The 25,764-nt window shown below is 54.8% G+C and carries 22 protein-coding genes; 17 read left to right on the plus strand and 5 right to left on the minus strand.

The genetic code is table 11. The features are described from left to right. Positions 1 to 7 precede the first annotated feature (7 nt). The 4 genes from ACR3ZL_RS03565 (at position 8) to groL (ending at position 3,245) form a co-directional block, all read left to right on the plus strand. On the plus strand, positions 8 to 523 hold the full coding sequence (locus ACR3ZL_RS03565; RefSeq protein WP_473649264.1) for an ExbD/TolR family protein: 516 nt from the start codon (positions 8 to 10) through the stop codon (positions 521 to 523). Further along, positions 520 to 990: a biopolymer transporter ExbD gene (locus ACR3ZL_RS03570; protein WP_473649263.1), complete on the plus strand. Its 471-nt coding sequence runs from the start codon at positions 520 to 522 to the stop codon at positions 988 to 990. The genes ACR3ZL_RS03565 and ACR3ZL_RS03570 overlap by 4 nt, the downstream gene beginning before the upstream one ends. A 264-nt stretch (positions 991 to 1,254) precedes the next feature. Then, positions 1,255 to 1,572, plus strand: coding sequence for a co-chaperone GroES (locus tag ACR3ZL_RS03575; protein WP_473653410.1), 318 nt, complete (start codon positions 1,255 to 1,257; stop codon positions 1,570 to 1,572). A gap of 53 nt (positions 1,573 to 1,625) precedes the next feature. Beyond that, positions 1,626 to 3,245 carry a chaperonin GroEL gene (gene groL, locus ACR3ZL_RS03580; RefSeq protein ID WP_473649262.1) on the plus strand — a complete coding sequence of 540 codons (1,620 nt, stop codon included), beginning with the start codon at positions 1,626 to 1,628 and terminating at the stop codon, positions 3,243 to 3,245. A 105-nt stretch (positions 3,246 to 3,350) separates the two neighbouring features. On the opposite strand, the gene ACR3ZL_RS03585 is transcribed toward groL, so the two are convergent. Beyond that, complete coding sequence (locus tag ACR3ZL_RS03585) at positions 3,351 to 3,929, minus strand: dCTP deaminase (RefSeq protein WP_473649261.1); 579 nt, start codon at positions 3,927 to 3,929, stop codon at positions 3,351 to 3,353. 148 nt (positions 3,930 to 4,077) lie between these two features. Between ACR3ZL_RS03585 and ACR3ZL_RS03590 the strand changes: the two genes are divergently transcribed. From ACR3ZL_RS03590 to ACR3ZL_RS03635, 10 genes are all read left to right on the plus strand, one after another. Beyond that, on the plus strand, positions 4,078 to 4,827 hold the full coding sequence (locus ACR3ZL_RS03590; protein WP_473649260.1) for a Bax inhibitor-1/YccA family protein: 750 nt from the start codon (positions 4,078 to 4,080) through the stop codon (positions 4,825 to 4,827). A 20-nt stretch (positions 4,828 to 4,847) separates the two neighbouring features. Then, complete coding sequence (locus ACR3ZL_RS03595; protein ID WP_473649259.1) at positions 4,848 to 5,597, plus strand: LON peptidase substrate-binding domain-containing protein; 750 nt, start codon at positions 4,848 to 4,850, stop codon at positions 5,595 to 5,597. A 156-nt stretch (positions 5,598 to 5,753) separates the two neighbouring features. After that, positions 5,754 to 6,770, plus strand: a complete 1,017-nt coding sequence (locus ACR3ZL_RS03600; protein ID WP_473649257.1) for an ATP-binding protein — start codon at positions 5,754 to 5,756, stop codon at positions 6,768 to 6,770. A 3-nt stretch (positions 6,771 to 6,773) separates the two neighbouring features. Then, positions 6,774 to 7,859, plus strand: coding sequence for a glycoside hydrolase family 16 protein (locus ACR3ZL_RS03605; RefSeq protein ID WP_473649256.1), 1,086 nt, complete (start codon positions 6,774 to 6,776; stop codon positions 7,857 to 7,859). A gap of 306 nt (positions 7,860 to 8,165) precedes the next feature. After that, positions 8,166 to 9,293, plus strand: a complete 1,128-nt coding sequence (gene recA, locus ACR3ZL_RS03610) for a recombinase RecA (protein ID WP_473649255.1) — start codon at positions 8,166 to 8,168, stop codon at positions 9,291 to 9,293. A 316-nt stretch (positions 9,294 to 9,609) separates the two neighbouring features. Beyond that, positions 9,610 to 10,059, plus strand: coding sequence for a Fe-S cluster assembly sulfur transfer protein SufU (sufU, locus tag ACR3ZL_RS03615; RefSeq protein ID WP_473649254.1), 450 nt, complete (start codon positions 9,610 to 9,612; stop codon positions 10,057 to 10,059). Then, positions 10,056 to 11,366 carry an aminotransferase class V-fold PLP-dependent enzyme gene (locus ACR3ZL_RS03620; RefSeq protein WP_473649253.1) on the plus strand — a complete coding sequence of 437 codons (1,311 nt, stop codon included), beginning with the start codon at positions 10,056 to 10,058 and terminating at the stop codon, positions 11,364 to 11,366. The genes sufU and ACR3ZL_RS03620 overlap by 4 nt, the downstream gene beginning before the upstream one ends. Then, the gene (gene xseA / locus ACR3ZL_RS03625; protein ID WP_486173211.1) at positions 11,363 to 12,730 is read left to right on the plus strand and encodes an exodeoxyribonuclease VII large subunit; all 1,368 of its coding nucleotides are present in this window, start codon (positions 11,363 to 11,365) and stop codon (positions 12,728 to 12,730) included. Before ACR3ZL_RS03620 ends, xseA begins: the two co-directional genes overlap by 4 nt. After that, the gene (locus ACR3ZL_RS03630; RefSeq protein ID WP_473649252.1) at positions 12,730 to 13,704 is read left to right on the plus strand and encodes a DMT family transporter; all 975 of its coding nucleotides are present in this window, start codon (positions 12,730 to 12,732) and stop codon (positions 13,702 to 13,704) included. The genes xseA and ACR3ZL_RS03630 overlap by 1 nt, the downstream gene beginning before the upstream one ends. Before the next feature lie 120 nt (positions 13,705 to 13,824). After that, positions 13,825 to 16,410, plus strand: a complete 2,586-nt coding sequence (locus ACR3ZL_RS03635; RefSeq protein ID WP_473649251.1) for an ADP-ribosylation factor-directed GTPase activating protein isoform b — start codon at positions 13,825 to 13,827, stop codon at positions 16,408 to 16,410. Positions 16,411 to 16,610: 200 nt separating this feature from the next. Here the strand turns inward: ACR3ZL_RS03635 and ACR3ZL_RS03640 are convergent, their stop codons facing one another. Together ACR3ZL_RS03640 and ACR3ZL_RS03645 are read right to left on the minus strand one after the other, a co-directional pair. Then, on the minus strand, positions 16,611 to 17,519 hold the full coding sequence (locus ACR3ZL_RS03640; protein WP_473649250.1) for a hypothetical protein: 909 nt from the start codon (positions 17,517 to 17,519) through the stop codon (positions 16,611 to 16,613). 404 nt (positions 17,520 to 17,923) lie between these two features. Beyond that, on the minus strand, positions 17,924 to 18,304 hold the full coding sequence (locus ACR3ZL_RS03645) for a hypothetical protein (protein WP_473649249.1): 381 nt from the start codon (positions 18,302 to 18,304) through the stop codon (positions 17,924 to 17,926). Positions 18,305 to 18,816: 512 nt separating this feature from the next. On the opposite strand from ACR3ZL_RS03645, the gene trpB reads away from it, so the two are divergent. Next, the gene (trpB, locus tag ACR3ZL_RS03650) at positions 18,817 to 20,040 is read left to right on the plus strand and encodes a tryptophan synthase subunit beta (RefSeq protein WP_473649248.1); all 1,224 of its coding nucleotides are present in this window, start codon (positions 18,817 to 18,819) and stop codon (positions 20,038 to 20,040) included. A 13-nt stretch (positions 20,041 to 20,053) separates the two neighbouring features. After that, complete coding sequence (locus tag ACR3ZL_RS03655) at positions 20,054 to 21,049, plus strand: class I SAM-dependent methyltransferase (RefSeq protein WP_473649247.1); 996 nt, start codon at positions 20,054 to 20,056, stop codon at positions 21,047 to 21,049. A gap of 92 nt (positions 21,050 to 21,141) precedes the next feature. On the opposite strand, the gene ACR3ZL_RS03660 is transcribed toward ACR3ZL_RS03655, so the two are convergent. After that, on the minus strand, positions 21,142 to 21,882 hold the full coding sequence (locus tag ACR3ZL_RS03660; RefSeq protein WP_473649246.1) for an arginyltransferase: 741 nt from the start codon (positions 21,880 to 21,882) through the stop codon (positions 21,142 to 21,144). Between the two features lie 289 nt (positions 21,883 to 22,171). Then, on the minus strand, positions 22,172 to 22,456 hold the full coding sequence (locus ACR3ZL_RS03665) for a heavy-metal-associated domain-containing protein (protein WP_473653409.1): 285 nt from the start codon (positions 22,454 to 22,456) through the stop codon (positions 22,172 to 22,174). Positions 22,457 to 23,626: 1,170 nt separating this feature from the next. On the opposite strand from ACR3ZL_RS03665, the gene ACR3ZL_RS03670 reads away from it, so the two are divergent. Further along, positions 23,627 to 25,690, plus strand: a complete 2,064-nt coding sequence (locus ACR3ZL_RS03670; protein ID WP_473649245.1) for a S9 family peptidase — start codon at positions 23,627 to 23,629, stop codon at positions 25,688 to 25,690. The last annotated feature ends 74 nt before the right edge of the window (positions 25,691 to 25,764 follow it).

The raw sequence follows: 25,764 nt of genomic DNA on the forward strand, positions 1-25,764 counted from the left end.
TCTCAACATGCGATCACCCAGTAACCATCTTGCCGGACATCGACGCACGCCTGATCGCGTGACGATGACGCCGATGATTGACGTGGTCTTCTTGCTGATCATTTTTTTCCTGGTTTCCAGTCACCTGTCGCGACGGGAAAACCGGCTGCCGGTTTCGTTGGCGGATGCTCAAACGGGTGCACAGGGAGAGATCACCGATGCGGGGCTGACCTTGACCCTCGATGCGCAATTGCGTTTGTATTTGGCCGGTGAAGAGATCTCGCTCGAGTCGCTCAGTTCGCGTTTGAGGCAGATCTCGGTGTCAGATGGCGAGCCCGATCAAGATGGGCCTAGGCGAAACCGGCCCAGGCAAGACGGGCCCAGTCAAGAGTCACCGGCGATTCGTTTGCGAGTGGATCGTGAGATTGCGTACGAGCACCTCGAGCGATTACTTGGTGTACTGACCGCGTCCGGGATCGATGACGTCGCGATCGTGACCAACCGGGCTCCCGCCGGCTCAGCGTCCCCAGGCGGTCGCCCATGAAATCGCCAAAACAATCGGTACGGGGTCGCGCCAACGATGAGCTCGCCATGACATCCATGATTGACGTGGTGTTTTTGCTGCTCGTCTTTTTCGTCTGGACCAGCAGTTTCGATCTGCCGGAGACCGAATTGCCCGGCGCGATCGCGTTGGCTGATTCGCCCCAGGAGCGATCTGTTTCGTCGACGACGACGTCCCCAGAATCCGAAATCACTCGCTCGTCGGAAATTGTGGTTCGGATTGTCGACAACGCAGGGCAACTGAGTTACCAGGTCGGCGCGGTTTCGTTGCCAACGCTCGCAGCCGTGAGAGAAAAGTTGGCGGTCATCGCTGGTTTGCCGATCGAGACGATGATCATCATAGATCCCGATAGCGTGATCTCGGTTGCCGATGCGGTCGAAGTGTTCGATTTGGCTCGCCAGGTGGGGTTTCGCCGGGTCATGCTGGCGGTCGAATCTGCGGAATCCTGAAACCCACGCCTGGGCGGATATTGGGAGGCTTGTGATCCCGTCTGCCAAGACCAGTTTGGCAGGCTGGTCCAGGGATCGTTCGGTTTGGTGTAAGTGTCAGTTGAATAAAGACTTACGTGCTGGTTTTGGGTTGCGGCACGCGGATTGCTCAAAGGGTGGTGAGAACCGATGCTGGCTGCCACATTGACGTTTGGCGTCAGCTTCGCCCCCGATCATCTATCCACCCACTCAATCAACCGTTTCGAAAAGAAAGGTGTCACAGACATGGCAACTGCCACGAAAAAGGCTTCCAAGATTCGTCTGCAACCCCTCGGTGAGCGAATTGTCGTTCAGCGTGATGAAAGCGAAAGCACCACCGCTGGCGGCATCGTGCTGCCCGACTCGGCTAAAGACAAGCCAGCACGCGGCACCGTGGTCGCAATCGGCACCGGCAAGCAACTCGACGACGGCACTCGTGCACCAAGTCAGCTTGAAACTGGCGATCGCGTCTTGTTCAGCAGCTACGCCGGCGAAACCGTTGAAATTGACGACGCTGAGTACCTTCTAATGCGTGAAGACGACGTTTTGGCCGTGATTGGCTAGACGTTTTCGGTTTTTGTCAAACGCCCACCCTCTAACATTCAAATAAAATAACCATGCCAAAAATCATTGCTTTCGACCAAGAAGCCCGTGAAGCGATTCGCCGCGGCGTCAGCAAGCTAGCTCGTACCGTTAAGGTCACTCTCGGTCCTAAGGGCCGTAACGTTATCTTGCAAAAGAGCTTCGGTAGCCCCACCGTGACCAAGGACGGCGTGACTGTCGCTAAGGAAATCGATCTGGAAGACCCATACGAAAACATGGGTGCACGAATGGTCCGCGAAGTTGCGTCGAAGACCAGCGATGTTGCTGGTGACGGAACGACCACCGCCACCGTGATGGCCGAAGCGATCTTCAACGAAGGCCTGAAGGCTGTTGTTGCTGGCGTGAACCCAATCCAAATGAAGAGCGGGATCGAAACCGCAGTTGCCGACATCACCGAGCAACTTCACAAAATGGCCGTGAAGGTCAAAGATCAAGAAGCAATGGCAAACGTTGCGACTATCGCCAGTAACAACGACCGCGAAATCGGTAACTTGTTGGCTGACGCGATGAGCAAGGTTGGCAAGGACGGCGTGATCACCGTCGACGAAGGCAAGAGCCTGCAAACCGAGCAAGAGTGGGTCGAAGGGATGCAGTTCGATCGCGGCTATCTTTCGCCGTACTTCGTTACTGATCCAACCAGCATGGAAGTCGTCCTCGAAGACGCTTACGTCTTGGTTTACGAAAAGAAGATCAGCAACATTAAAGACATGGTGCCGATGCTTGAGAAGGTTGTCCAACAGGGCAAGCCACTCTTGATCATCGCTGAAGACGTCGATGGCGAAGCACTTGCAACTTTGGTGATCAACCGCTTGCGTGGCACGTTCACCGTTGCCGCTGTGAAGGCTCCTGGTTACGGCGACCGTCGCAAGGCCATGATGGAAGACATCGCGATCTTGACCGGTGGCCAAGCCATCTTCGAAGCACTCGGTGTGAAGCTCGACAGCGTCGACTTGCCACAACTGGGACGTGCCAAGAAGGTCATCATCGACAAGGACAACACCACAATCATCGAAGGTGCCGGCAAGACCGCTGACATCCAAGCTCGTATCGGTCAAATCCGCCGCGAAATCGAACTTTGCACCAGCGATTACGATCGCGAAAAGCTGGAAGAACGATTGGCTAAGCTGGCCGGTGGTGTTGCCAAGGTAAACGTCGGTGCGGCAACCGAATCGGAAATGAAGGAAAAGAAGGCTCGCGTCGAAGACGCTCTGCACGCGACTCGCGCTGCGGTTGAAGAAGGCATTCTTCCTGGTGGTGGTGTGGCTTTGCTGCGTGCCTCAGGCAAGGTAACCCCAGCAGACACGCTGACCGACGACCAAAAGGTCGGTTACAACATCGTTCTTCGCTCGTGCCGTGCACCGTTGACCATGATCAGCGAAAACGCTGGCCAAGACGGTGGCATCGTGTGCGAGAAGGTCCTCGGCATGAAGGGCAACGAAGGTTACAACGCGTTGACCGACGTCTACGAAGACCTCGTCAAGGCTGGTGTTATCGACCCAACCAAGGTGACTCGCACCGCATTGGGTAACGCCGCTTCGGTTGCAACGTTGTTGCTAACTAGCGATGCATTGATCGCTGAAAAGCCAAAAGAAGGTGGCAAAGCCGGTCACGGTGGCGACCACGACATGTACTAGGCCGATCAGTCGATAAGACTCAATCGGATTTTAATAGGAACCCTCGCGAGCAATCGCGGGGGTTTTTTTGTGTCTCGTCGTTTGCGGTAGCTGGCTGACTAGAGGTTACTGAGCCGAGCGGATGGCCTCTTCGAAGCTCAGTTCCAGTTGCGTGTCGCGGTCGTCGTAGCCCAGTTCGCGATGCAGCAGGCTTGGTTGGATGTCGGTGCTGTTGTGGTACTTGCTGCTGTCATGGTCGTCGCACTCACCGATAAGTTCGTGATACGAAATCTGGCAGACCTGCAGTCCGGGATAGATTTTGACCGGTTGGACGCAATGCATTTCAAGTGTCCAGGTGCCGCAATAGCCAGCCTGGCCGATGCTGCCACCGGGATTGAGGACTAAACCAAGCCTTCCCAGTGACGACCGAGCGTGCAAAATCGGCACCAAGCCTCGTGTTTCGGTGAGCTCGACGGTGCGCCCGAGATACAGCACGCCGGGTTGCAATGTGATTCCTTCGGCGGGGATTTCCAGTCGTCGGTAGCGGTTGGGAGAAGCCGAATCGAGGACTACTTCCTCGTAAACCAGCAATTCATCGTGCAATGACAGGTTGTAGCTGTTCGGGTTTAGACGCTTCGGATCGAAGGGCTCGATCCTCAATTCGTCGCCTAATCGCTGTAAAATCTGTTCGCTGGATAATATCATGGTCGAGGCAATTCATGAGACCGAGGAAGCTTCCGGACGCGCGTTGTCAATTTAGCGGGTTTGGTGATTCGGTTTGGACTTCCCGTGCCAGAATCCGGTATATTTTCGTTCTTCAGCCCTCTCAATTTCCCACCTAGGATTGTTTTCGATGAGCCAAGTCAACCCATACGCGACAAACGACCCCATGGGTGGATCCGCGTTCGGACCAGCAGCGTTTGCGGAAGAGTCCGCGCGGACGGCCTTCATTCGTCGTACTTACAGCCACTTAACCGGTGCTGTGTTTGCATTGATGGCGATTGAGTTCGTGCTCTTCACCGTCGTGCCTCGCGACACCATGACCGGCCTCGTGCGAACGATGTTGAGCGGGTACGGATGGTTGATCGTGCTGGGCGCCTTCATGGGTGTCAGTTGGATCGCACGGTCGTGGGCCACCAGCGGTGGTTCGATTGGTAAGCAGTATGCCGGGCTGGGCCTTTATGTGATCGCCGAGGCGGTGATTTTGCTGCCCGCGCTGTATGTTGCCATCGTCGTAATGAAACAGCCGAACATTCCGATCCTTGCCGCGATCATCACTAGCGTATGTTTCGCGGGGTTAACGGCGTTCGTGTTCATGACGCGGGTCGATCTTGCGTCGTGGGGAACTTACCTGTTCATGGGTGGGTTGGTCGCGATGGGAGTGGTGGTCGCAGGCGTGTTGTTTGGCTTCTCGTTAGGGCTGTTCTTTAGCGCCGCGATGGTCGCACTGGCTTGCGGTTACATTCTGTACGATACCTCCAATGTCCTGCATCATTACAACACCAGCCAACATGTGGCCGCGTCGCTGGCGTTGTTCGCGTCGGTTGCGTTGTTGTTCTATTATGTCCTTCGCATCTTGATGGCGTTTTCGTCAGACGACTGAAGCTCAACCCGGGATCTGGTATGAATCCATTGTCTGCTGTGACGCAACTTCCCGACGATTTTGACGGGAAGGTGCGTTTGTTTCCGTTGCCGGGATTGGTGATGTTCCCGCACGCGATGCAACCGCTGCAGATATTTGAACCGCGGTACGTTGAGATGCTGCGAGAATCGTTGGCGACGGATCAACTGATCTCGATGGCGACATTACTGGATTCCAACGTGGCATCCCAAGCGGCATGTCCGCCGGTGGCTCGCACCGTTTGTATTGGGAAGGTGATCTCGCACACGGAGCTGGATGATGACCGGCACAATGTGCTTCTGGTGGGTGTTCGCCGGGCCACAATTCGGCACGAACTTGAAACCACTCGTTCATTTCGAATCGCTCAGGTGGATCTAATTGATGACTTCTATTTGCCCGCGGCGACGGCGAAGCGAGGCGAGTTGAAACGTCGGCTGTTGAATGCTTTTGGTGGAATTATTCCAGCGTCGGCCGGATCCCAGAAAAGCCTTCATGACTTGTTGGCTGGGCCAATGGGAGTGGGGCCGATTACGGATATCATCGCGTATACGCTGCCCTTTGAGCCTGCCGATAAGCTGCATTTATTGGAAATGAGTGACGTCGATGCCCGCGCCGAGCATTTGATCACATTGATGAATCGTGGTGACATCGAACTGAAGTCGGTCAGTGTGACTGAGCAAGAACTCGATCTGCCGGACGCGGCTAACTCGGATTCGAATGACCAGTTCCCACCCAAGTTTAGTGTCAATTAACCCACCCGCTTAAATGGCGGTAAGGTTGCAGGGACTTTCAGCCGCACATCAAGACACCTAAAGTGGTTACAATGTTGGGGGCCCATTGCTTCGCCTTATTAACGTCCTTCGCGGCTTCGCTCGATTTTTCCCCAAGCAATTAACGCGGAGACTTCTTTGAGTGCTTGCGTCCTGATCTTCGAATCGGACCCAGTCGTCCTCGCCAAGCTAGTGTCTACACTTTCGGCTGGAGGGTACCGGTGTCTCGCTGCGGCAACGCAAGCGATGGCATTGCAGTTTTTGGATGACGAGCAAATTGACTTAATGGTGACGGAAGTTCCTGCGTCTTCGGGCCGCCGCCGTTCCACGCAAATAACCGATCACGCGGGTGCACCCGTCAGTGTTCCCGCAGTTAGCGGTGCACCGGACGCTGGAGCAGACTCCGCCGCCGTAGACGCGGCACCGCTGAATCGTTGGATGGAAGAACTTCGTAAGAAGACACCACACCTGCCCATCGTCTTGCTTACCCGGCCCGGCGCCGAGCACGTCGCTTGTGAAGCGTTGCTGCGAAGTGCGGCGTCCTATGTTCCGGAAAGTTTGGTGGAGACGGCGCTTGTCGACACCGTCGGTCAGGTGATCGCGGTGGGACGCAACGCGATCAATGCAACGGATCTGGAACAATGCGTTTCTAGAACGAAGCTGGAGCTCATTCTGCCTAGCCAGGAATCGCTCGTGCCGTCGGTGATCGCGAAGTTGGAACAGACCGCCGAGCAGCTTGATTTGTTCGATGAGATGGTTTGGACCCAAGTTGCGATGGCGTTGGATGAAGCGATTCTCAACGCGATGATTCATGGGAACCTGGAGGTTGAATCCAGTCTGCGAGAGGTTGAAGATGGCAAAGCCTATTGGGACCTGATCACAGAGCGACGTGAAAATTCACCCTATGCCGAACGTCGTACATTCGTCACGTTAACCGCCACACGAAACCAAGCTGTGTTTGTCATTCGTGATGAAGGACCGGGGTTCGATTTGTCGCAAATCCCTGACCCGGACGACCCCGCGAACCTGGAAAGCATTGGGGGGCGTGGCCTTCTATTGATTAATGCTTTTATGGACGAAGTTCATCACAACGAAGCCGGAAACGAGATTACGATGATCAAGCGTAAATCCGCCGGCCCTTTAGATAGCGACTGATACATGTCTGTCAAACTTCGACTTGCAACTGCCATCCTGTTAGGTGGTTTCTTTGCCAGTCCCGCTTGTCTGTCGTTGACCGCCGCAGGCGCTGATAGCCCTGGTGAGGATGGTGCGGTCGAAGTCGCGCCTGCCGGAAAGGTCGTTGCGTCGGCTGACAATCCGGAAGCGTCATCGCAATGGGTTCCAGAGGGGAACTGGGAATTGTCGTGGGCGGACGAGTTCTCTGGCACCGGCATGCCTGAAAAGTGGTATCCGATGTTGGGGTATGACCCCGAGGCGTTCAAGAAGAACGATGCGAAAGGGCTTCGTTGGAGCGGTGCGACGGAAGAGTCCGCGTGGATGTACAGCACGAAAACAGGCAACCATGTTCTCAATGGTTCCGGGCAACTTGTGCTTCGCATTACTGCCGACAAGACCCAAACCAACGAGCACGGTCCCAAGGTCAACGCGGCTTACTTGTTGTCAGGCTATCCCGATAAATGGGACAACACCGAACCGAACAACGTGAAGTGGGCCGGGAAATTCGTCAGTCCAAAAGAGGGACCGCTTTATGTGAGTGCCAGTGTTCGCACGGACCAAGTTCTCGGTTATTCGACCTGGTTTGCATTTTGGTTGTTCACCGAAACGCGTGCCTACAACGACGAGCCCGCCAACGGGACAGAAGTCGATATTGTCGAAATCGTCAAGGGTGAGCCCGACTATATGAAGTACTGCTTCAACGTCGCCAACCATTGGGGCAAGAGTGGCAGTTCAGAATCCAAGCAGTTCAACGCGGCCTCTCGACCCCGTCCCCAGAGCTACGTCGATGTTAACGACAACCAGTACCACACTTACGGATTGGAATGGTCGACAGATTCGATGAAGTGTTACGTCGACGGCAAGCTCTACTACACGTTCACCGAGAACATTCCTTCGGATCCCGTCGACATGATGATGTTGTTGACAATGGAATTTAAGCCAGATTCTTGGGATCCCAACCAAGGCGACGGTCGTACAGAAGGTCCATTTGTCAAGGAAACCGACAAGATGCGGGAAATGTCTCGCGCGTCGGTGGACTATGTCCGGGTTTTTCGGAAACAGCGTTAGCAAGGAGTGAGGGCCGCTGGTTGTTGCTGGCCTATTTCTTTTGGCACCCGTGACCAAACGTGTCCACTGTCTGGCGAATACTACTTGTGTGAGCCAAACGTGACTCACGCGGCATTAAAGGGCTGCTGTTGAGAAAGTGTCTGGAATTGCAATCGAAATTGGCTGATTTATTAGCGTTTTTCATTGTCCAACCCTTTCCATAGCGATACCATCGACTGCCGACATCTTACGGGTTTGTTCAGGATGCGTGGTTTGCATTGCCACCCATATTACTGGACTAGGGAAAGCATAAAAGGAACTAGGGATATGGCTAAGAAACCACGCATGGCAACTGCAGCGGCTTCCAAAGGTGTTAAGCTCGATCCGGGCATGAAACGGATTCTGGAGAAAGAACCTGGTCTGAAGACGACACTACAGCAGATTGAAAAGTCGTTTGGCGATGGGGCGATCATGCCTCTGGGGGCGTCTCACAAGCTATCGATCGATGGCATTCCAACGGGATCGCTTTCGCTTGACATGGCCCTCGGCGGTCAAGGGATTCCTCGTGGCCGGATCATTGAAGTCTTCGGACCTGAATCGAGTGGTAAGACAACGCTGGCACTGCACATCGGTGCCGAAGCCCAGAAAATGGGCGGTATTGCAGCGATCATCGACGCCGAACACGCGTTTGACCCCAGTTGGGCGAAAAAGTTGGGTGTAGAGCTGGATAGCTTGCTGGTCAGCCAGCCCAGCAGCGGTGAAGAAGCGATGCAGATTTGCGAGATGTTGGTCAAGAGTAACGCCGTCGATGTCATCATCATTGACTCGGTTGCGGCACTGGTGCCAAAGGCCGAATTGGAAGGCGAGATCGGAGACAGCCACGTTGGTCTGCAAGCTCGGTTGATGAGCCAATCGATGCGGAAATTGACGGGTGCGATCGCCAAGAGCAAGTCTGCGGTTGTCTTCATCAACCAAATTCGCGAGAAGGTCGGTGTGATGTTCGGTAGCCCCGAAACCACCCCCGGCGGTCGTGCGTTGAAGTTCTATTGTTCGTGCCGGATCGATGTCCGCCGAATTGGTGCTTTGAAGGATGGTGAAGAACAGGTCGGTCAGCGAGTCAAAGCCAAGATCGTCAAGAACAAGGTGGCTCCTCCGTTCCGGATCGCGGAATTCGACATGATGCACTCCTGTGGCATCAGTTTCGAAGGGGACTTGCTGGATCTGGGGACGGAACACAAGGTCGTCAATCGTAGCGGTGCTTGGTTCAAATACGGTGAAACCTATTTGGGACAAGGTAAGGAGAAGGCTCGTAACTTCCTGATCGAAAATCCGGACATTCGAGACGAGATCAAGCATAAGGTGCTTGCCGCCGGCGGTTACATGGAGCCGCTGGAAGCTGAGGAATTGGATGACGAGGAAGCGGTCGAAGACACCGAATCGGTTTCCAACAGCTAGCTCGCATTGAGTTTGCGGCCCAATTTCTTGTGTGGTTGATGGGCTCAGTAGGCAGTGACGAATCCCCCCGCCCGTAGGTTTTTTGGGCTTGTAGCTATCCCCGGGCGGGCAAAAAGATGGAAGGGTAAGTCAACGGACGATCTTTTAACCCGGCAGCCAGCCTGATTCTTTCCAGAATCGGGCTGGCTGTTTTCAATGGGGCGTTCCTTTTTTTGACAGCTTGCGTAGAGTTAAATAGCGACCCGCAACCGAAAGTCCGGTTTCGCGGTCGTTTCATCCATCCGCAATTGACCTCTCAACCGACATTTGACCGCTCATGGCCAGCGAGCAAGACATCTACGAAGAACACGTTTTGGATCACTACGAGGATCCTTACCATCGTGGTTTGTGCGATGACGCGACTCACGCGCATGCAGGAAACAATCCGTTGTGCGGCGACAAGATCCATGTGGATTTGCGACTCGACGACAGCGGGCGGGTTGCCGAAGCATGGTTCGATGGGGACGGGTGTGTGATCAGTCAAGCGTCGGCCTCGATGTTGATCGAAGCGATTGAGGGAAAAACAATCGAAGAGGTCAAAGCGTTTTCAGCTAACGAGATGCTGGACCTGTTTGGTCCCAAGCTGACTCCTAATCGCCAGAAATGCTGCTTATTGGTTTGGAAGGTGGTTCAGTCGGCACTGCACAGTCCCGTGGGCGAAGGCAGCGATGAAGAGGAAGACATGTCATCTTCCTTTGGCGGACCGTCGCTTGGTGAAGAGCAATGACCGCTCCCCTAGACGTTCAATCAATTCGTGCAGACTTTCCAGTCTTAGAGCGAGATACGGATAGCGGTGAACGCTTGATTTACCTCGACAACGCGGCCAGCACTCAGCGGCCCGTTGCGGTGATCGAAGCGATGAACGACTGCTATCGTCATTACTACAGCAATGTGCACCGGGGCATTCACACGCTTAGCGAAGAGTCGACGCGTGCATACGAGGCGGCCAGGCAGATCACTGCTAATTTTCTGAATGCGGCTTCGACACGCGAAGTCATTTTTGCTGCTGGCACCACCGCAGCAATTAACACAGTAGCGCGTTCCTGGGGTGATGCTAACATCGGCAAAGGCGATGTGATTTTGCTGTTGATCAGCGAGCATCACGCCAACATCGTTCCTTGGCATCAACTTGCTGAACGCACAGGTTGCCAGGTCAAGTTTGTCCCGATCGATGATGACTTCTTGATTCGTGACGAAGTCATTGCGAAGTATCTCGAGGACTACCAACCGAAGTTGTTTGCGTTTGGTGCCGCTAGCAACACCTTGGGGACGGAATACCCGGTGCAGCGATGGACGAAGATGGGGCACGATGCAGGTGCCACCGTTTTGGTTGACGCAGCCCAGGCGGCTCCACACTGGGCGATCGACGTGCAAGCGTGGGATGCAGATTTCGTTGTCTTTAGCGGTCACAAGGTATGTGGTCCCACTGGCATCGGTGTGCTTTACGGCAAGGAGGCGTTGCTTGAAGCGGCGCCGCCTTTCTTGGGTGGTGGAGGCATGATCTCACGAGTAACGGTTGATGGGTTCACCGCCCATGAACTGCCCGAAAAGTTTGAAGCCGGCACGCCGCCGATCGTGGAAGCGGTCGGTTTAGGTGCGGCACTGACTTACCTTCAAAACCTGGGGATGGATCGCATCCATCAACATGAGCAGCGATTGGGCACGCGATGTGACCAAGGTTTGCGAGAGATTGAGGGTGTTCGCGTGATTGGACCGCAACCGGAGCACAAGGGCGGGATCAATAGTTTCGTGATCCAGGGAGTCCATTCACACGATGTATCGCAGTTCTTGGATGGGCGCGGCGTGGCTGTTCGTGCTGGGCATCACTGCACGATGCCGCTTCACAATGCGTTGGGTGTCACGGCAACGGCGCGGGCGAGTTGTTATCTGTACAACACGGACGACGAAGTGGATGCCTTCCTGCAAGCGGTGCGAGATGTCCGGGCGAAGTTTGCACCGACGGGTCGCCGCCGACGCAGACGAAATGAAACTTCCAGTGATTCGTCTGCGGATTCGGCGAAATTGACTTCATGAGTGGTGATGACAAGCAGTTTGCGTTTGACTTTGGTGGCGAAGATCTCGACGAGCAAGTCGCCAAGCCGACCGCGAGCACTGCGAAAAAAAAGACCGCTAAGCGAGTGGTGAAGAAACACGCCGCCGCGAAGAGTGCTGCCGCTGCACCGAAGCCGAAACCCAAGGCGGCGACGGCGGAAGATGCAATCAGCATTAGTGAGATCAACGCTCGGATCAAACGGGCTGTCGAAACGTCGCTGTCGAGCGTTTGGGTGGCGGGTGAGATCACCGACATCGCTCGACCTCGCAGTGGCCACCTTTATTTCACGTTGAAGGACGAACGATCGCAACTGCGTGGGGTGATGTGGCGAAGTGTTGCTGAGCGATTGCCATTTGACTTGGATGATGGGCAAAGCGTTTTGTGCTTTGGCGATGTCGAGGTCTATGCCGCTCGCGGATCGGTGCAATTGGTGGTGCGCAAGTGCCAGCCACAGGGCATGGGATCACTGCAATTGGCGTTCGCTCAATTGCAAGCGAAGTTGGAAGCGGAAGGTTTGTTTGCGGTCGAGCGAAAACGACCTCTGCCCAGGCTGCCTCGGCGTATTGCCATTGTGACCAGCCCGACCGGAGCCGCTATCCGAGACTTCCTGCAGGCGACTGCATCTCGGCATGCGGGTGTCGAAATCGTCGTGATTCCTGCAAGCGTGCAGGGGCCAGGAAGTGTTGAGCAGTTGGTCGCCGGCATGGTCGCGGCGCATCAGTTAGATCCAAGGCCTGATGTTTTGATCTTGTCGCGCGGCGGTGGATCATTGGAAGACTTGTGGTCGTTTAATGATGAACGGTTAGTGCGCACCATCGCGGCTTCACGTATCCCAACCGTGTCGGCGGTGGGACATGAAATTGACGTAACGCTATCGGACTTGGTCGCCGACGTTCGCGCGTTGACACCCACCGATGCGGCAAGTTGCGTGTTGCCGGATCGGGAAGTACTTGTCGATGTGTTGGATGCGTTGCACGAGACGATGAAGCGTTCGCTCTTCCGGCGTGTTGAGCGTTCACGCGAACGATTGAATTGGATTCAGTCGCGACCGATCTTCAAAAATCCGTTGGAGTTGGTCTTAAACAAAAGCCGCTATATCGATGAACTTGACCAGCGAGCCAAGGAAGTGATGTGGCGGCAATGGCGCCGACGCGAAAGTCAATTGAAACAATCCGCAGCAGCGATTTCAGCGTTATCGCCGCTCAGTGTTTTGGCTCGTGGGTACAGTGTCACTCAGGCCGAGGACGGAACGGTGATTCGCAACGCACAACAATTGCGGCCGGGACAAACCATTGTTAGCCGTCTCGACGATGGTGAAGTGCGATCCGAGGTTACGTCGGTATAATGGCGAGCGTGGAGCATCGCTCGCCATCCTGGATACAGCGGTTTGTTGAAGGTGCGACACACCCGGGGATTAAGACCGGGGTTGTTTGCGGCTTGGTGTCGGCGGTGTTCTACACGCTTGCAAACATTGCCCTGCGGCAATCCGTGGCGGTGGATTCGTTTTTCGTGGCGGCGATTAAGTCGGCGCCCGCGATCTTCTTTCTGACGCCTTACTTGTTGACCATCAAGATGAGCGGCCGGCCGATCGTCGTAAGTCGACATCTGGTTCCTCGCTTTATCTTCGTAAGTGTCCTGGGGCAGATCGGCGGCAACGGCGTCTTTCAAATGGCGTTGGGCGAAATTGGATTGGCGGCGACGGTGCCAATCACTTTGGGTTCGTTGCTGATTGCCAGTGCGTTTGTTGGACGTTGGATGCTCGGTGAAACCGTACAGCGACGGACCATGGTCGCGATCACAATCTTGATTGGTGCCGTAGTCCTGTTGTCTCAATCCGGCGAGACCGTTGAGATGAAAGGAGCTGGCATCTGGCGACCTTTCCTGGGGGCAGCCTACGCAGCTTTTTCAGGGATGTGTTTTGCCGTTTTCAGTTCCACGATGCGGCTGAGTATGCAGCAGGGATTGCAAAGCGCCACGGCAATGTGGATCAACAGTGCGGTGGGCGTGTGTTGCTTGTTGATGGTTACGTTTTACCGAACGGACATGGATGTATTAGCCGCCCTGCCGGTGAGCTTGTGGTATTCGATGACGCTCGCTGGGATCTTTAACTTCATCGCCTTCATTGCGATCGCGACTGCGATGCGAGTGTTGCCGATCGTTGCTGTGCACCTGCTCAATGCATCTCAGGTCGCGATGGCGGCAACGGCCGGGGTGATTCTTTTTTCTGAACCTCTGACGAAGTCTTTGGTCTCTGGGATCTTGCTAACGATGGTTGGATTGCTGGTGCTGGCAAGTCGCCGGAGCCCCAAAACGACTTGAGCCAAATCTGTAAATCCATGCTTTAAAAAGATCAGTGCCCCGCAAAACACATTTGTCTGAACTTATAGGCTCAGGTATCCGATAGCTACGTTAGGTCCCGTAGCACCCGGAGAATATGTCGTGTCCGTACTGAATCGTCGCAATCCCAATGCCTTTCGCTCCAACCGTGAACGCCTGGCAGCATGGTTGATGTTGGGATGCGTATCCGGTGGCCTGATCGGGGGTGTTGGCGAACTACCCAGCTCTGCGGTTGCCGACGGTTTGGAATGGACCACTCCCGCTTTAAGTGCCAACGAACCATTAAGTTGGGCCGAAAGCGGTTCGGTTGATTCAGCCACAGATGCGAACCAAAAGGTGCCCTCGCGTGTTCCCACGCAAACGGTGCATTCGGTGCTGGGGATTCGACAAGGTCATGGGCCTACCGCAGCCAGTCGCCCGATGGGCACTTCGATTGAATTGTTGCCTCCACAATTGGCAGTTGCCCCAGAGCCTACACCGCCAGCACCGCTCGAAGATGCGGCTGTGAAGAAGGTCCCGCAGGCCTCTGCCCCCGCACGATTGGTGACCCGCGACAACGCACAAATCTCGGGATTCCGAAAAAGCTGGCAGCCCGCCGTCCCCGTGATCACCGAGTCTGCGCCAGAGATGGTGTTGCGAGCGGCGTCACCAAACGCTCCGGCACCCGCAGGAGATCCTGCTGTTATTCCTGGAGAAGTTGTTGGTCAGCTAGCGGGCGCAAAACCCAGTGCGAATTCAAATGATATTCAATGGAGGGCACCAAGCGTTTTCCCGCCCAACGTTTCGAGCGGTGTACCAGCCCGTTCGGTCGGCCAGCGACAGTATTTCCCGTCGTTTGTGTCACCCAAGCAAAGCCCGCAAGTCGCACCGCAACCACTGCGTGACCCTGAACCCATTCGCACGCCGATTGCGGGAAGTGTGTTGAACTCGCCCGCGATTGGTAGCGGCGTGAAGACAATGACGCCCGTGAAACCCGAGGAAAGCCGCCCGGTAATTCAAAAGAAGCCAACGACGACTTTGGCTCCCATCGATGAGATGCCCTCGCTTGAAGATCTGGAAGAAAATCTAGAGAACGATTTAGAGATGGAGCTGGAGTTTCAGGCTCCAGCGAATCCGGAATCGAAGTTGTCTGGCGAGACTTATTCGCACACGGAAGGCGACAACGAAGGTGATTCCCAGACTGGTGTGGACACGAGTCCCGAGCCTGAAACATCCCACGTGGAACTTCCAGCGGACTTGGGCATGGAGCGACTCTTGGAAGAGTCCGATCCCATGGAGTTCGGAGATTCAAACGATGCTCCAAACGACCTCCGCCCAAGCACCTCAAAAGCTGTCGATCAAGAGAATGACTCGGTCGAAGAGTTGGGTGCTGGCGATCTCGTAGCCAAGCCTTCACGCAAGAGCGTCGATGACTTGGAAGAGCTTCCCAGTCTGTCGAAGATGAAGATCAAGCCACTGGTGATTTCCGATTCCAACGAAGTCACGGAGCTGAAGTCGGCGGAATCTGAGATTGAGTTGAAGGATGTCCGCAAGGAATCCAGCGTTGCCAAGAAGTCGGTTTCGCCGCGTGAAACACCCGGCGTGGACGACATCGAACCGTTACCCGTCGGCAGGCTCTCTCAGCTAGACGCGACCGGCCGAATTAAAACTTACTCCGGCGACGAGGCGGTTGAGAATCCGGGACAATCGATCCTGCGAATTCGACAGCCGATTTTGCGAACGCTGCAGAAGTTTCACGCCCAAACCGAGCATGCGGATTCTCGCAGCAATTGGGGCATGATGCATCAAATCATGGTGTACGGTGCTGACACCCGAATCATCGCACGTGGCCGCAATTACAGCGCCATCGCATGGATCGCGGGAAACAATATTTGCCGCGGCAGCCGTTTGATGACTTCGGCCAACGGGAAAGTCAAGATTCGCGAGGGCACGGGACTGCAGGGGCACCAAGCCCAGTTTTTGGCAGTAATGTCTTTAGCTGGCGTTCCATCAAACTACCCGCTGTATGTCGGTAATGAACGCTTCAGCATCAAAGATTTGGTGGAAGTCGAAGCTGCAGCTTGCGATGAAGAGAAAGAGTTGACGTTCACGCTGATTGGATTGGCTCATTATCTTGATACCGACACCACTTGGGCAGGAGTGGGCGGAGAAGCTTGGGACTTCGATCGATTGATCGCTGCGGAATTGGCCAAGCCCATTGTCGGTGAAGCTTGCGGTGGAACTCACCGCTTGATGGGATTTGCACACGCCTTGCGTAAACGACGTTTGGAAGGACAGCCGATCACCGGTCAGTGGCAGCGAGCGGAAGACTTCCTGAACGATTTCGTCAAATACACCTATTCGCTTCAAAACCGCGACGGATCGATGAGTACCAATTGGTACGAGTCGCCTGAAGACAACGGTGACCTAAAGCGAAAAGTGCAAACGACGGGGCATATGGTCGAGGTCTTGTTGACTCACTTGCCCGATGCCGACCTAGCCGATCCACGGCTGACGCGAGCGATCGCGTTTCTGACCAACGCGATGAACCGGATTCGAATGGACGATTCCGCGGTGGGTTATCGCGGGCACGCCTTACGATCCTTAGCGATGTACTATCGGCGCATGTACGGAATCGCTGCTGATTACCCGGCACCAAGCATCGCCAGTAGCCAGCCACAGCGTCGACATGTTCGTCGCAGTCGCTAGTGATTCAATCGGTTTGAATTGCCGGGTAACGGGCGACGCAACAAGTTCGGTTGACTTGGATGAGTCCGCGTGAGCTGCGTTGACATGAGTCGGGCGAAAGGACTCGTTGCCTCGTCCATGCGGGGAAACTCAAGCCAACGGCCTCAAAGCACTAAATTGGCCGCCAGACGGATGGCGATCTAACCGCGTTCGGGCGTTCGCTACGAAACCAAACGCAGCTTTTCCAGCGGCACATAAAACCGCGAATAGCGGTGGCCATCGTTGAAGAGTTGGCCTTTGGGATCTTGGACCAAGATGGTCGCTCGGCGAGTGATTCGGTTCACCTTGCCGACGACTCGGCCACTTGGGCCTTGGAACGTGACCATGTCACCGATGCGGATATTGAATTTCGCTGCGGCGCGTTCACGTTGGGTGATCAAGTCGTGCTGGTAATCGGTGTGGCCGAAAAACGACTTGGCGATTGACTGGAAGCGTCGCTGAGAACAATTGCCATCGTTCCAGATCATCATCTCGATCAGGTGCGTCATCTCGTGTTCGGCGACACGCTGCATCGCTTCGAGGCGGTCCACGCATCGGCGTCCGGTCACCATGACGGGACGGTCGACATCTTCGAATGTTTGAAAAAGCAGCGTCGACGAGAGAATGAGGTCGAATTTACGCGGCTTATCTCGTGAGCCGTTGGGATAGTGAGTGACCAGTTTGCCAGCGGCGCTGGTCATTCGCGACGAGAATTTGAAGTCGATGCCTTCCGCTTTGGCGATCGGCAGGACTCGCGATCCAAAGAACGCGTCATCCATTAGGTGGATCAGTCGCACCAAGTCCTCACGGCCCACTCGCAGAAAATTCGGACGATCGATCGTCCGGCTTAGCTGCAGCATTTCCTCGTGGATGCGTTTTTGGGTCCGGCGAATCTCCTCTTGGGAGGGCTGGTTTTGGCGGATCCAAACTGCCAGTCCCGTCAATCTTGCCGGGTCCCGAGGCTTGATCGTTGTGGGACGTTTGGCCGCGACAGGTCCTGAACCAGCACCTTGGCTGGATCGGCTAGCCCCCGATGCGGCGAGGCCTGCTCGGCGGGCGAGCGACTTTAGGCGGCGGGGCAATGCGGACATGCGACAGGTGTTGGCAAATTGACCGTGGATCCATCAACGAACCATCACTTTAACAGAACGCCACCTACCCAGCACTAGATCATTTTCAGGTCGTGGTCGACCGGGCGACGTGCCTTGCGCTTGCGATTTCCTGGCTCTGGATCTTTGCCTTGCTGCGGCGTAATCACGGAATACCAACGAAAAACGCCGCGAAGTGAATTCGCGGCGTTTTTTGGCTGGCTGATACGGCGTCCCTACTCGCTAGTAAGCGAGCGGCTGGCGATCTTCGTCCACACGGCGTGGCTGGAAGATTTGCCGAGCCGGCGTTGGTTGCCGAGCGACTCTGGGTTGAGAGATGATCCGAGGATTCGAGCTGTTCGATGACATACCCGAACCGATCGGTCCCTCGATAATCGTTTCACCGCCTATGATTGCACCATCGTGATATTCGTCGTGGAACACTTCACCATTGTAGTGATCTGATCCACAGCCACAGTCGCTGCCCCCACAGCTACCTCCATCACATCCACCGGCTCCGCAATCACAGGCTCCACTCCCAGAGCCGCATCCATCATCACAGCGGTAACCCCACAAACTTTTGACTCCCGCGAACACACTTCGACATTTGCCACAAGATTGGCCGTTGAAGTTGCCACATGAATCACAAGGGTCACAGCAATCGGCGGGGTGGTTGATCCAAGGATCGATGTAGAGTTCTCCACATCCACCGCACTGGCCACACCCACCATCACCACACGTGCCTGTCCCGCAAGAACCCGTGCCACAGCTTCCTGTTGCACATCCACCGGCTCCGCATCCTGGGTTCCACATCGGTCCGCAGCATCCCACCGACACCATCGCTAGGGCGGACAAAACAAGTAATTTGTTAAAGAGTTGCATCGCGGACATCCGTGTCGAGCAGGCATAAACGGTCGTCTCCCAACTTGAGAAAGCGACCACACGCTTGTTATCGTCCGCTCAATCGTCAAACTTTATCTATTTCGCCGGATGTCGATTCGGCAATTTGTACGGCGGCTCGGGAACCTTCGGATATGTGCCCGATGCATATCGTCTGGGGCCGATCGCTTGATCCAATCGCCTGCCGCTATTGATTCGCCGCGATAGTGATTCAGAACCGAGTCATTCCAGGCCAAGACATTCCGAGCCAATACACGTTGAAACAGAGCATTCAGGGCCAGGGCGTCGAAAAACCAGGGCGTCGAAAAATACGACTTCGAGCTTTGCTTGCGTTGACCAAGTTTTCCTTCCCAGTGACAATTGGCCCCTCCTAAGCCCATCTATTCCCGCAAGAGTTTCCATGAACATCGCTGATCCCACTGCTGCCGCAAACGCCCAGGTCCCAGACCCACAGGGCCGATTTGGCGACTTCGGTGGTCGTTTTGTCCCTGAAACACTGACCCGTGCGCTCGACGAATTGTCCGAAGAGTACGAAAAAGCCAAGAAGGATCCTGAGTTTCAGCGAGAACTCGATGGACTGCTCAAGACATTCGTCGGCCGCCCCAGTCCTCTGTATCACGCCAAGCGTCTGAGCGAGAGTGTCGGCGGTGCCCAGATCTGGCTCAAGCGTGAGGATCTCAATCACACCGGTGCTCACAAAATCAACAACACCATCGGCCAGGCATTGTTGACCTTGCGGATGGGCAAGACCCGCGTGATCGCTGAAACCGGAGCCGGCCAGCACGGTGTGGCCAGTGCAACGGCATGTGCCCACTTCGGTTTGCCCTGCACGGTTTACATGGGGGCCGAAGACATTCGTCGCCAAAAGCCCAATGTGTTCAGCATGAAGTTGCTCGGTGCGACGATCTCGCCCGTCGAAAGTGGTTCTCGTACTCTGCGAGACGCGGTCAACGAAGCGATGCGAGATTGGATGTCGTCGGTCGAAGACACGCACTACATCATCGGCAGTGTGATTGGTCCGCATCCGTTTCCGATGATGGTCCGTGATTTTCAGGCGATCATCGGCCGCGAAACTCGCGAGCAATGTCGAGACTCATTTGATCGATTGCCTGATTGTGTGGTGGCTTGTGTCGGTGGCGGTTCGAATGCGGCGGGGATGTTCTATCCGTTCGTCGAAGATGAAGGGGTTCGGATGGTTGGCGTCGAAGCGGGCGGGCGTTCGAACTCAGCCGGCGACCATGCATCGCCACTGACCTACGGCAGCCCCGGCGTTTTGCATGGTACGTACAGCTACGTGATGCAGGACGAGGATGGGCAAACTTGCGATGTTCATTCGATGAGTGCCGGACTCGACTACCCAGGTGTCGGGCCGGAACACAGTTATTGGAAAGATACGAAGCGGGTCGACTACGTGGATTGCCGCGATGACGAAGCGATGAAGGCTTTCGAGCAATTGGCGAAAACCGAAGGCATTCTCTGTGCACTGGAAACTGCACACGCTGTTGCCAAGGCCATGGATGTCGCCGCCACGATGTCAGAAAAAGAACACTTAGTAATTTGCTTGTCCGGTCGTGGAGACAAGGACGCAATGGAAATCGCCCGTCTACGTGGCGAAAGTTTTTAAAGGAACGCTCTCTTTGTCTAATCAAGATCGAACACTGGACCACTACCAAGAGTTGATGACAATCAACGCGACCTCGCATGTATTGCGTGCGGGACGCCAAATCGGATTGTTCGACGAATTGGGAAAAGGTCAAAAGACGCTCGAACAACTCACCGAAGCACTTGGCGTTTCCGGTTCGCGATTGTCATTGCTGGTCGACACCATGATCACGATCGGAATCATCGAACAATACCAAGACGATTTGGCTCTTTCGGCAACCGCTCGTTTGTTGTGTCAGTACGACGCGGACCTGGACGATGCCACTTGGGAAAAACTGGCGGACACGATTCGTCAGGATCGGCCAACGACGGGTGAAAGTGCAGTTCCACAGCAGCGGTTCGATTCGATCGCAGCGACCCAGTGGGTTCACACGCCCGCAGCGATGCAGGCGGCGGAGATATTGGATTTTGGGCCTGGCGAAAACCCAGACGAAGCCACTGAATCGAATCCTCAGACATTACTGGATCTTGGATGCGGCTCCGCGGTTTGGAGCTGTGCGATGGGCTTTCGCGATCCCACGTTGCAGATCACGGCAATCGATACTGCACCTGCCCTCGTGGCGGCCGAATCAACCGCGTCGTCGATCGGTCTGGGCGATCGTTTTACGACTCAAGAAGGCGATCTGCTCACCAGCCCGCTTCCCGAAAACGCAATGGACTGGGTTGTGCTAGCGCAGCGATTGCATTCGCTGTCGGCGGAGCAAATCGAGCGGGTTCTCGCTCGGGCTTACGCCGCGTTGCGTGAGGGTGGGACGCTTATGGTGATTGATTCGTTTCGCGGTCCTAATCGGCCTTCGCTGGCCGAGTCGCTGGAATCGTTGCGGGTCCAAGTGCAAACCGAACAAGGCACTGTGCCGGATCTAGCGACGGCACAATCGCGTGTCGAGAAGGCCGGTTTCCAAAATGTGCAGTTCACGTTCATTGCCGCCAGTCGAATGGGGCTGGGTTTGATGACCGGAGTGAAACGCTAGAGCGATCACAATCGAGTGTGGCCGTAAGCGATCGATGATCAATGACCGTTGCCTTGGCTGTCGTATTAGTGACGGCCGGAACGAACGGCTAGCTACGCTTGGATGGTTTGCCACTTTCCGTTGATCAGCCGTTCTTGCGGTTGATAGCGTGCTTTGTAGTTCAGGTGCGAATTGGATTCGACATACAAGCCAAGATAGACCCAACGGCGGCCATGCTGGCGTGCCCACTGGATTTGCAGTAGCACGGCTAAGGTTCCAAGGCTGTAGCGTGACGCTTCGGGATCGAAGTGGGTGTAAACCGCACTGATACTTTCTTGTCCAACATCCATGATGGAGATGCCGACCAGCTTGTCGGCATGTTTCATCTCCAGTTCAAGTGTGGGCCAACACGTCTCGGTAAGAAAAGCCTGATAGTCTTGTGCGTCGATCGGCGGGCTCGAACCGAGCTTACGTCCATCTCGATGTGCGTTGTAGAGTCGAACACGTTCGTCATCGACAGTCGGAATTCGCCAAGACAACGTGAGGTCTTTTGCCGCCCGTTTCAAGACCCGGCGGAACGAGGAACTCATTTGGAAGTTCGCGACATCGAGCCGAGTGGGTTCGCACGCATGGCAGGGAGCGCATTGCGTGTAGTAAACCAAGTTTCCACTGCGACGAAATCCGGATGCCAACAGTCGGTCCACGTCCTCGCCCGTTAGCGTGTCGACGGGATAAAGGAGCGGCATCCTCGCTGTTACGCCGTCGATGTAGGGGCATGCCGAGGGAGTGTCTTGGATGGGCAAAAGGCGATCACGCAACGGTTCGGCGTGAATTGGAAAACTATCGTTGTTCATCGCCGACCTGGTGATCCCTCGAAGACTCGCTACTTCATGCGACCCAATGGGGCGCTTGAAACATTCTACCGGATCTCGCTTCGTTGCCGATCAAAATCAAGAGATGTCAAAAACGAAAAACGCCAAGACTCTACATGAGTCTTGGCGTGCAAAGGATGAGCAAGCGTCGTTGCTTCAGTAGCCACCGACTGGCATTGAGGCAGCAAGATTAGCCCATTTGTTGGTTGATACCGGGCCGGGGATTGCGAGAGATTTTTTTGTTCGCTAGTCCCTGGATTGGGCGATCCTTCTAAGCTTTCGGCTTGGAAGTGTATGTGCCGCTCGGCGTGATCATTTTCGTTGGCGTCTTGCCGATGCCTTCCATGATCTCCCAAATACCCTTGGGGCTCAGGCGGACATTTTGCTTTGGGATTAAGGTCACCGACTTCTTCTCAATGCTGCACTGCACTTTCGCAATGCCCTCGACGCCATCGAAACGTTTGGTGATCTTCTTGGCGCAACCGCCACACATCTCGCCTACCGTCATCACGATGTGAGAGCTTTTCACGTCCGCTGCCTGAGCAGGGGAATTCATGAATACGGCGGCCGCGAGTAATACTAGACCAGCTACAAAACCAGTGCTGCGTAACAACTTCGACATATCAAAACTTCCTGTGGGAAAGGTAATTCGAAACAGTATCGCTCAGCCACGCATGACCATCACACGCAGCATTGAGCCAGAGAACTTAATGGGAACAAACTAAGAAACTTTGCGGCAGAACGATCGCTCTTCTATCGAAAACGCAGAGATTGCCACTGCCTTGCTGAAGTATCCAATCGGTTTAGATCAACCAAGATTGGTAGGCAATACGCACGTCGCGACCGCAAAGATGTTGCGCCGATGAGGCACGCGATCGTTGCAGGTGACGTTCGCTCAGGAAAGCCGAAGTCGGCTTTGCAGGCTCCGCTGACAGGATCCATTGCACGCGTTGATTGGCAGAGTCGGGTAACTCTACGTCGGACTCCACCACAGCACCTTCGCAGATGCAGTTTGGGCAATCGCAATCACCATCGCAAGGTTCGGGTGATTGTGATTCAGATGAATGTGACTGGTGGGTGCTGTTGTCATGCGAGCAGCAACTGCAGGCGTTTGGAACGCATTCTTGCCCCATCGCCACATTCGTTTCACACGAAAGGCAACGCACGGGACACGCCAACAAATTGACGATCAACAGGAGGGCGACAAGGCGGGGAATCATGCGGTTACCATAACCTCGCCAAAATTCAGGGGCAAGATGAATCACCCTAGTCGTTGCCACCAATCAAGGGGGGGGTGGAGATGAAGCATTCGAGACAATCTATCTGAAGGAACTTCGTCCGTCCGTTTCATGATTGGCTACTGAAAGCCCTCCATCACGCATTTTATGACGTTTTGTACTGTGCGCTGATTGGTCCATTGATGATGGTTTCATCCAATACCCTGCACCTTGGGTATCTAGAATTGGGACGATGCTGATGCGTTGAAACGGGGCAACCGACTGGTGTTTTGATGATTGTATTTCGGTACGGGCAGTGACAGGATCGAAAGGTTCATTGATGTCCGTTGGTGATTGTCAATGCCGAGTCTGGGGCCCTTGATGTTCGTCTTTGCATGCACGCTTGGACGTTAGGAAGTCTATCGAGGCTCTTGAAAGATCGGCTTGGTGCCGAGCAACTTGCGAGTTTCGATACCTATATAGAATTTCCGGAAACTTAAATGAGCTACATGAGAACACAATCAACTCTCGTATTCGCCAGCCTATTGCTGGCTCTCACTTCCATGGGGGCCATCGGCGTTCTTCATGCGGAAACACAAGATCAGCCAACCTGGTTCGACCAAGCGGAACCAAGGATGAAAGCGATCTTTGAACGCGGGGAGTGGAAGCCCATCGAGGTGAAACCAGATTGGCTCGAAGACAGTTCCGGTTTTACGGTTCACGAAACGAGTGAACAGACAAAGAAGTCGACTCGTTGGCAATACAGTTTGCCAAGCGGAGAGCGGACTGAGGTCGCGGTGACACCCGCGGGTCGTGAAAAGCATCTTTCGCCCGACGGCAAAAGTTTGCTGCAAGTTCGCAATGGAGATCTTTTCGTTCGCGATGTCGAGAGTGGGAAGCGAACTCGATTGACCAAGCACGTCGAAGGACGTGAGATCTCACATCGTGACTTTAGCTGGAGTCCAAACGGTGAGTCCGTGTTGTTTGTCGAAGTTGATCAAACCGACGTTAAGCTACGACCCGTTCTTGTGCCGGGCGATCCGACCTTTCCGAAAGTTCAAGAGAACCGATTCGCAAGAGTGGGTGAAAAGATCCCTGCGATGCGAGTGGGAATCGTTAGTCGTGATGGGAAGCAATCCCAGTGGTTGCCTATCGAACGACCCGAAGAAGGATTCTATCTGGGACAGGTTCAGTGGGCCGGGAATGATCAGGAAGTTCTGGTCGAAATGATGAGTCGGTTCCGAGACAAGCACACGTTCTGGATGGCTTCGGTCGGTGGAGACGTGCAACGCATCTACCACGAAACAAATGAAGCGTGGGCCGTTGGTAGCCACGGGATTAATGCTGGGTTAACGTGGATTCGCGACGGGGAAGCTTTTATCGTTGTTAGCGAAAAAGATGGGTGGCGACACGCCTACCTGTGTTCGCGAGATGGCGGGGAGGAAGTCAAGTTAACGACCGGCGAGTACGACATGATCGATCGTGCGGTCGTCGACGAAGAAGGCGGTTGGTACTACTTCTATGCGTCGCCTGAAAACGGAACACAGAAGTATCTGTATCGGGTTCCGCTGGACGGATCGGGAAAACGCGAGCAAATTTCGCCCGCTGACCAACCCGGCACGCACCTCTACGACTTCTCACCGGACGCGAAGTGGGCCGTCCATACCTATTCGACTCTCAACAGTCCGCCAGTCGTCGATCTAGTTGAACTGGAAGGGCATCGCGTGGTTCGTGTTCTGGAAACCAATAGCGTGTTGCAAAAGATGGCTGAGAAGTGGATCGTGCAACCGACCGAGTTTGTGCAGATCGACATCGGCGATGGCGTGGTCATGGATGCATCAATCACCAAGCCAAGCGATTTTGACGAAACAAAGAAGTACCCCGTGTTCGTCTACGTGTACGGCGAACCCTACTTGCAGACCGTGCTAGATCGCTGGGGTGCGGCCCAAATTGATTTCCATCGGGTTATTGCTGACATGGGGTATTTGGTTGTCTCGATCGATAACCGCGGCACGCCTTGTCCCAAGGGTGCCGCTTGGCGACGTAGTGTCTTCGGAAGTCTGGGGCCACTCTCGACCGAAGAGCAAGCCGCAGCACTTCACGAATTGGCAAACATGAAATCCTATGTCGACTTGTCTCGCGTTGGGATTTGGGGATGGAGCGGTGGTGGTTCCAACACGCTCAACGCGATGTTCCGAAAATCCGATCTTTATGATGTTGGCATCGCAGTAGTCCCTAAGCCGCAGCCTTGGCTCTACAATGCATGGTTTCAGGAAATCTACATGCGGACCCGTGAGGTGAACGCGGATGGTTACCAACGATCGGCGCCCATTCATTTCGCCGAGGGGCTGAAGGGGAATTTGTTGATCGTCACGGGATCAGGTGAAACGAATACTCATATCCAGATCATCGAAGGACTCGTCGATAAACTGATTAAACTTGGAAAGCCATTCGATTACATGGTCTATCCGAATCGTGATCATGGTCTAAGCGAGGGTGAAGGGACACGAGTTCACGTCAGAATGCTGGTCCTGCGATATTTGATCGATAATCTGCCTGCTGGCCCACAGTAGTTCCCGTCTGGACTCCGATTGTTCACGTCAAGGATGACTTGCGATCGAGTTGGAATCGTAGGCGAATCGTACAA

Source organism: Rhodopirellula sp. J20-39, assembly GCF_057365095.1.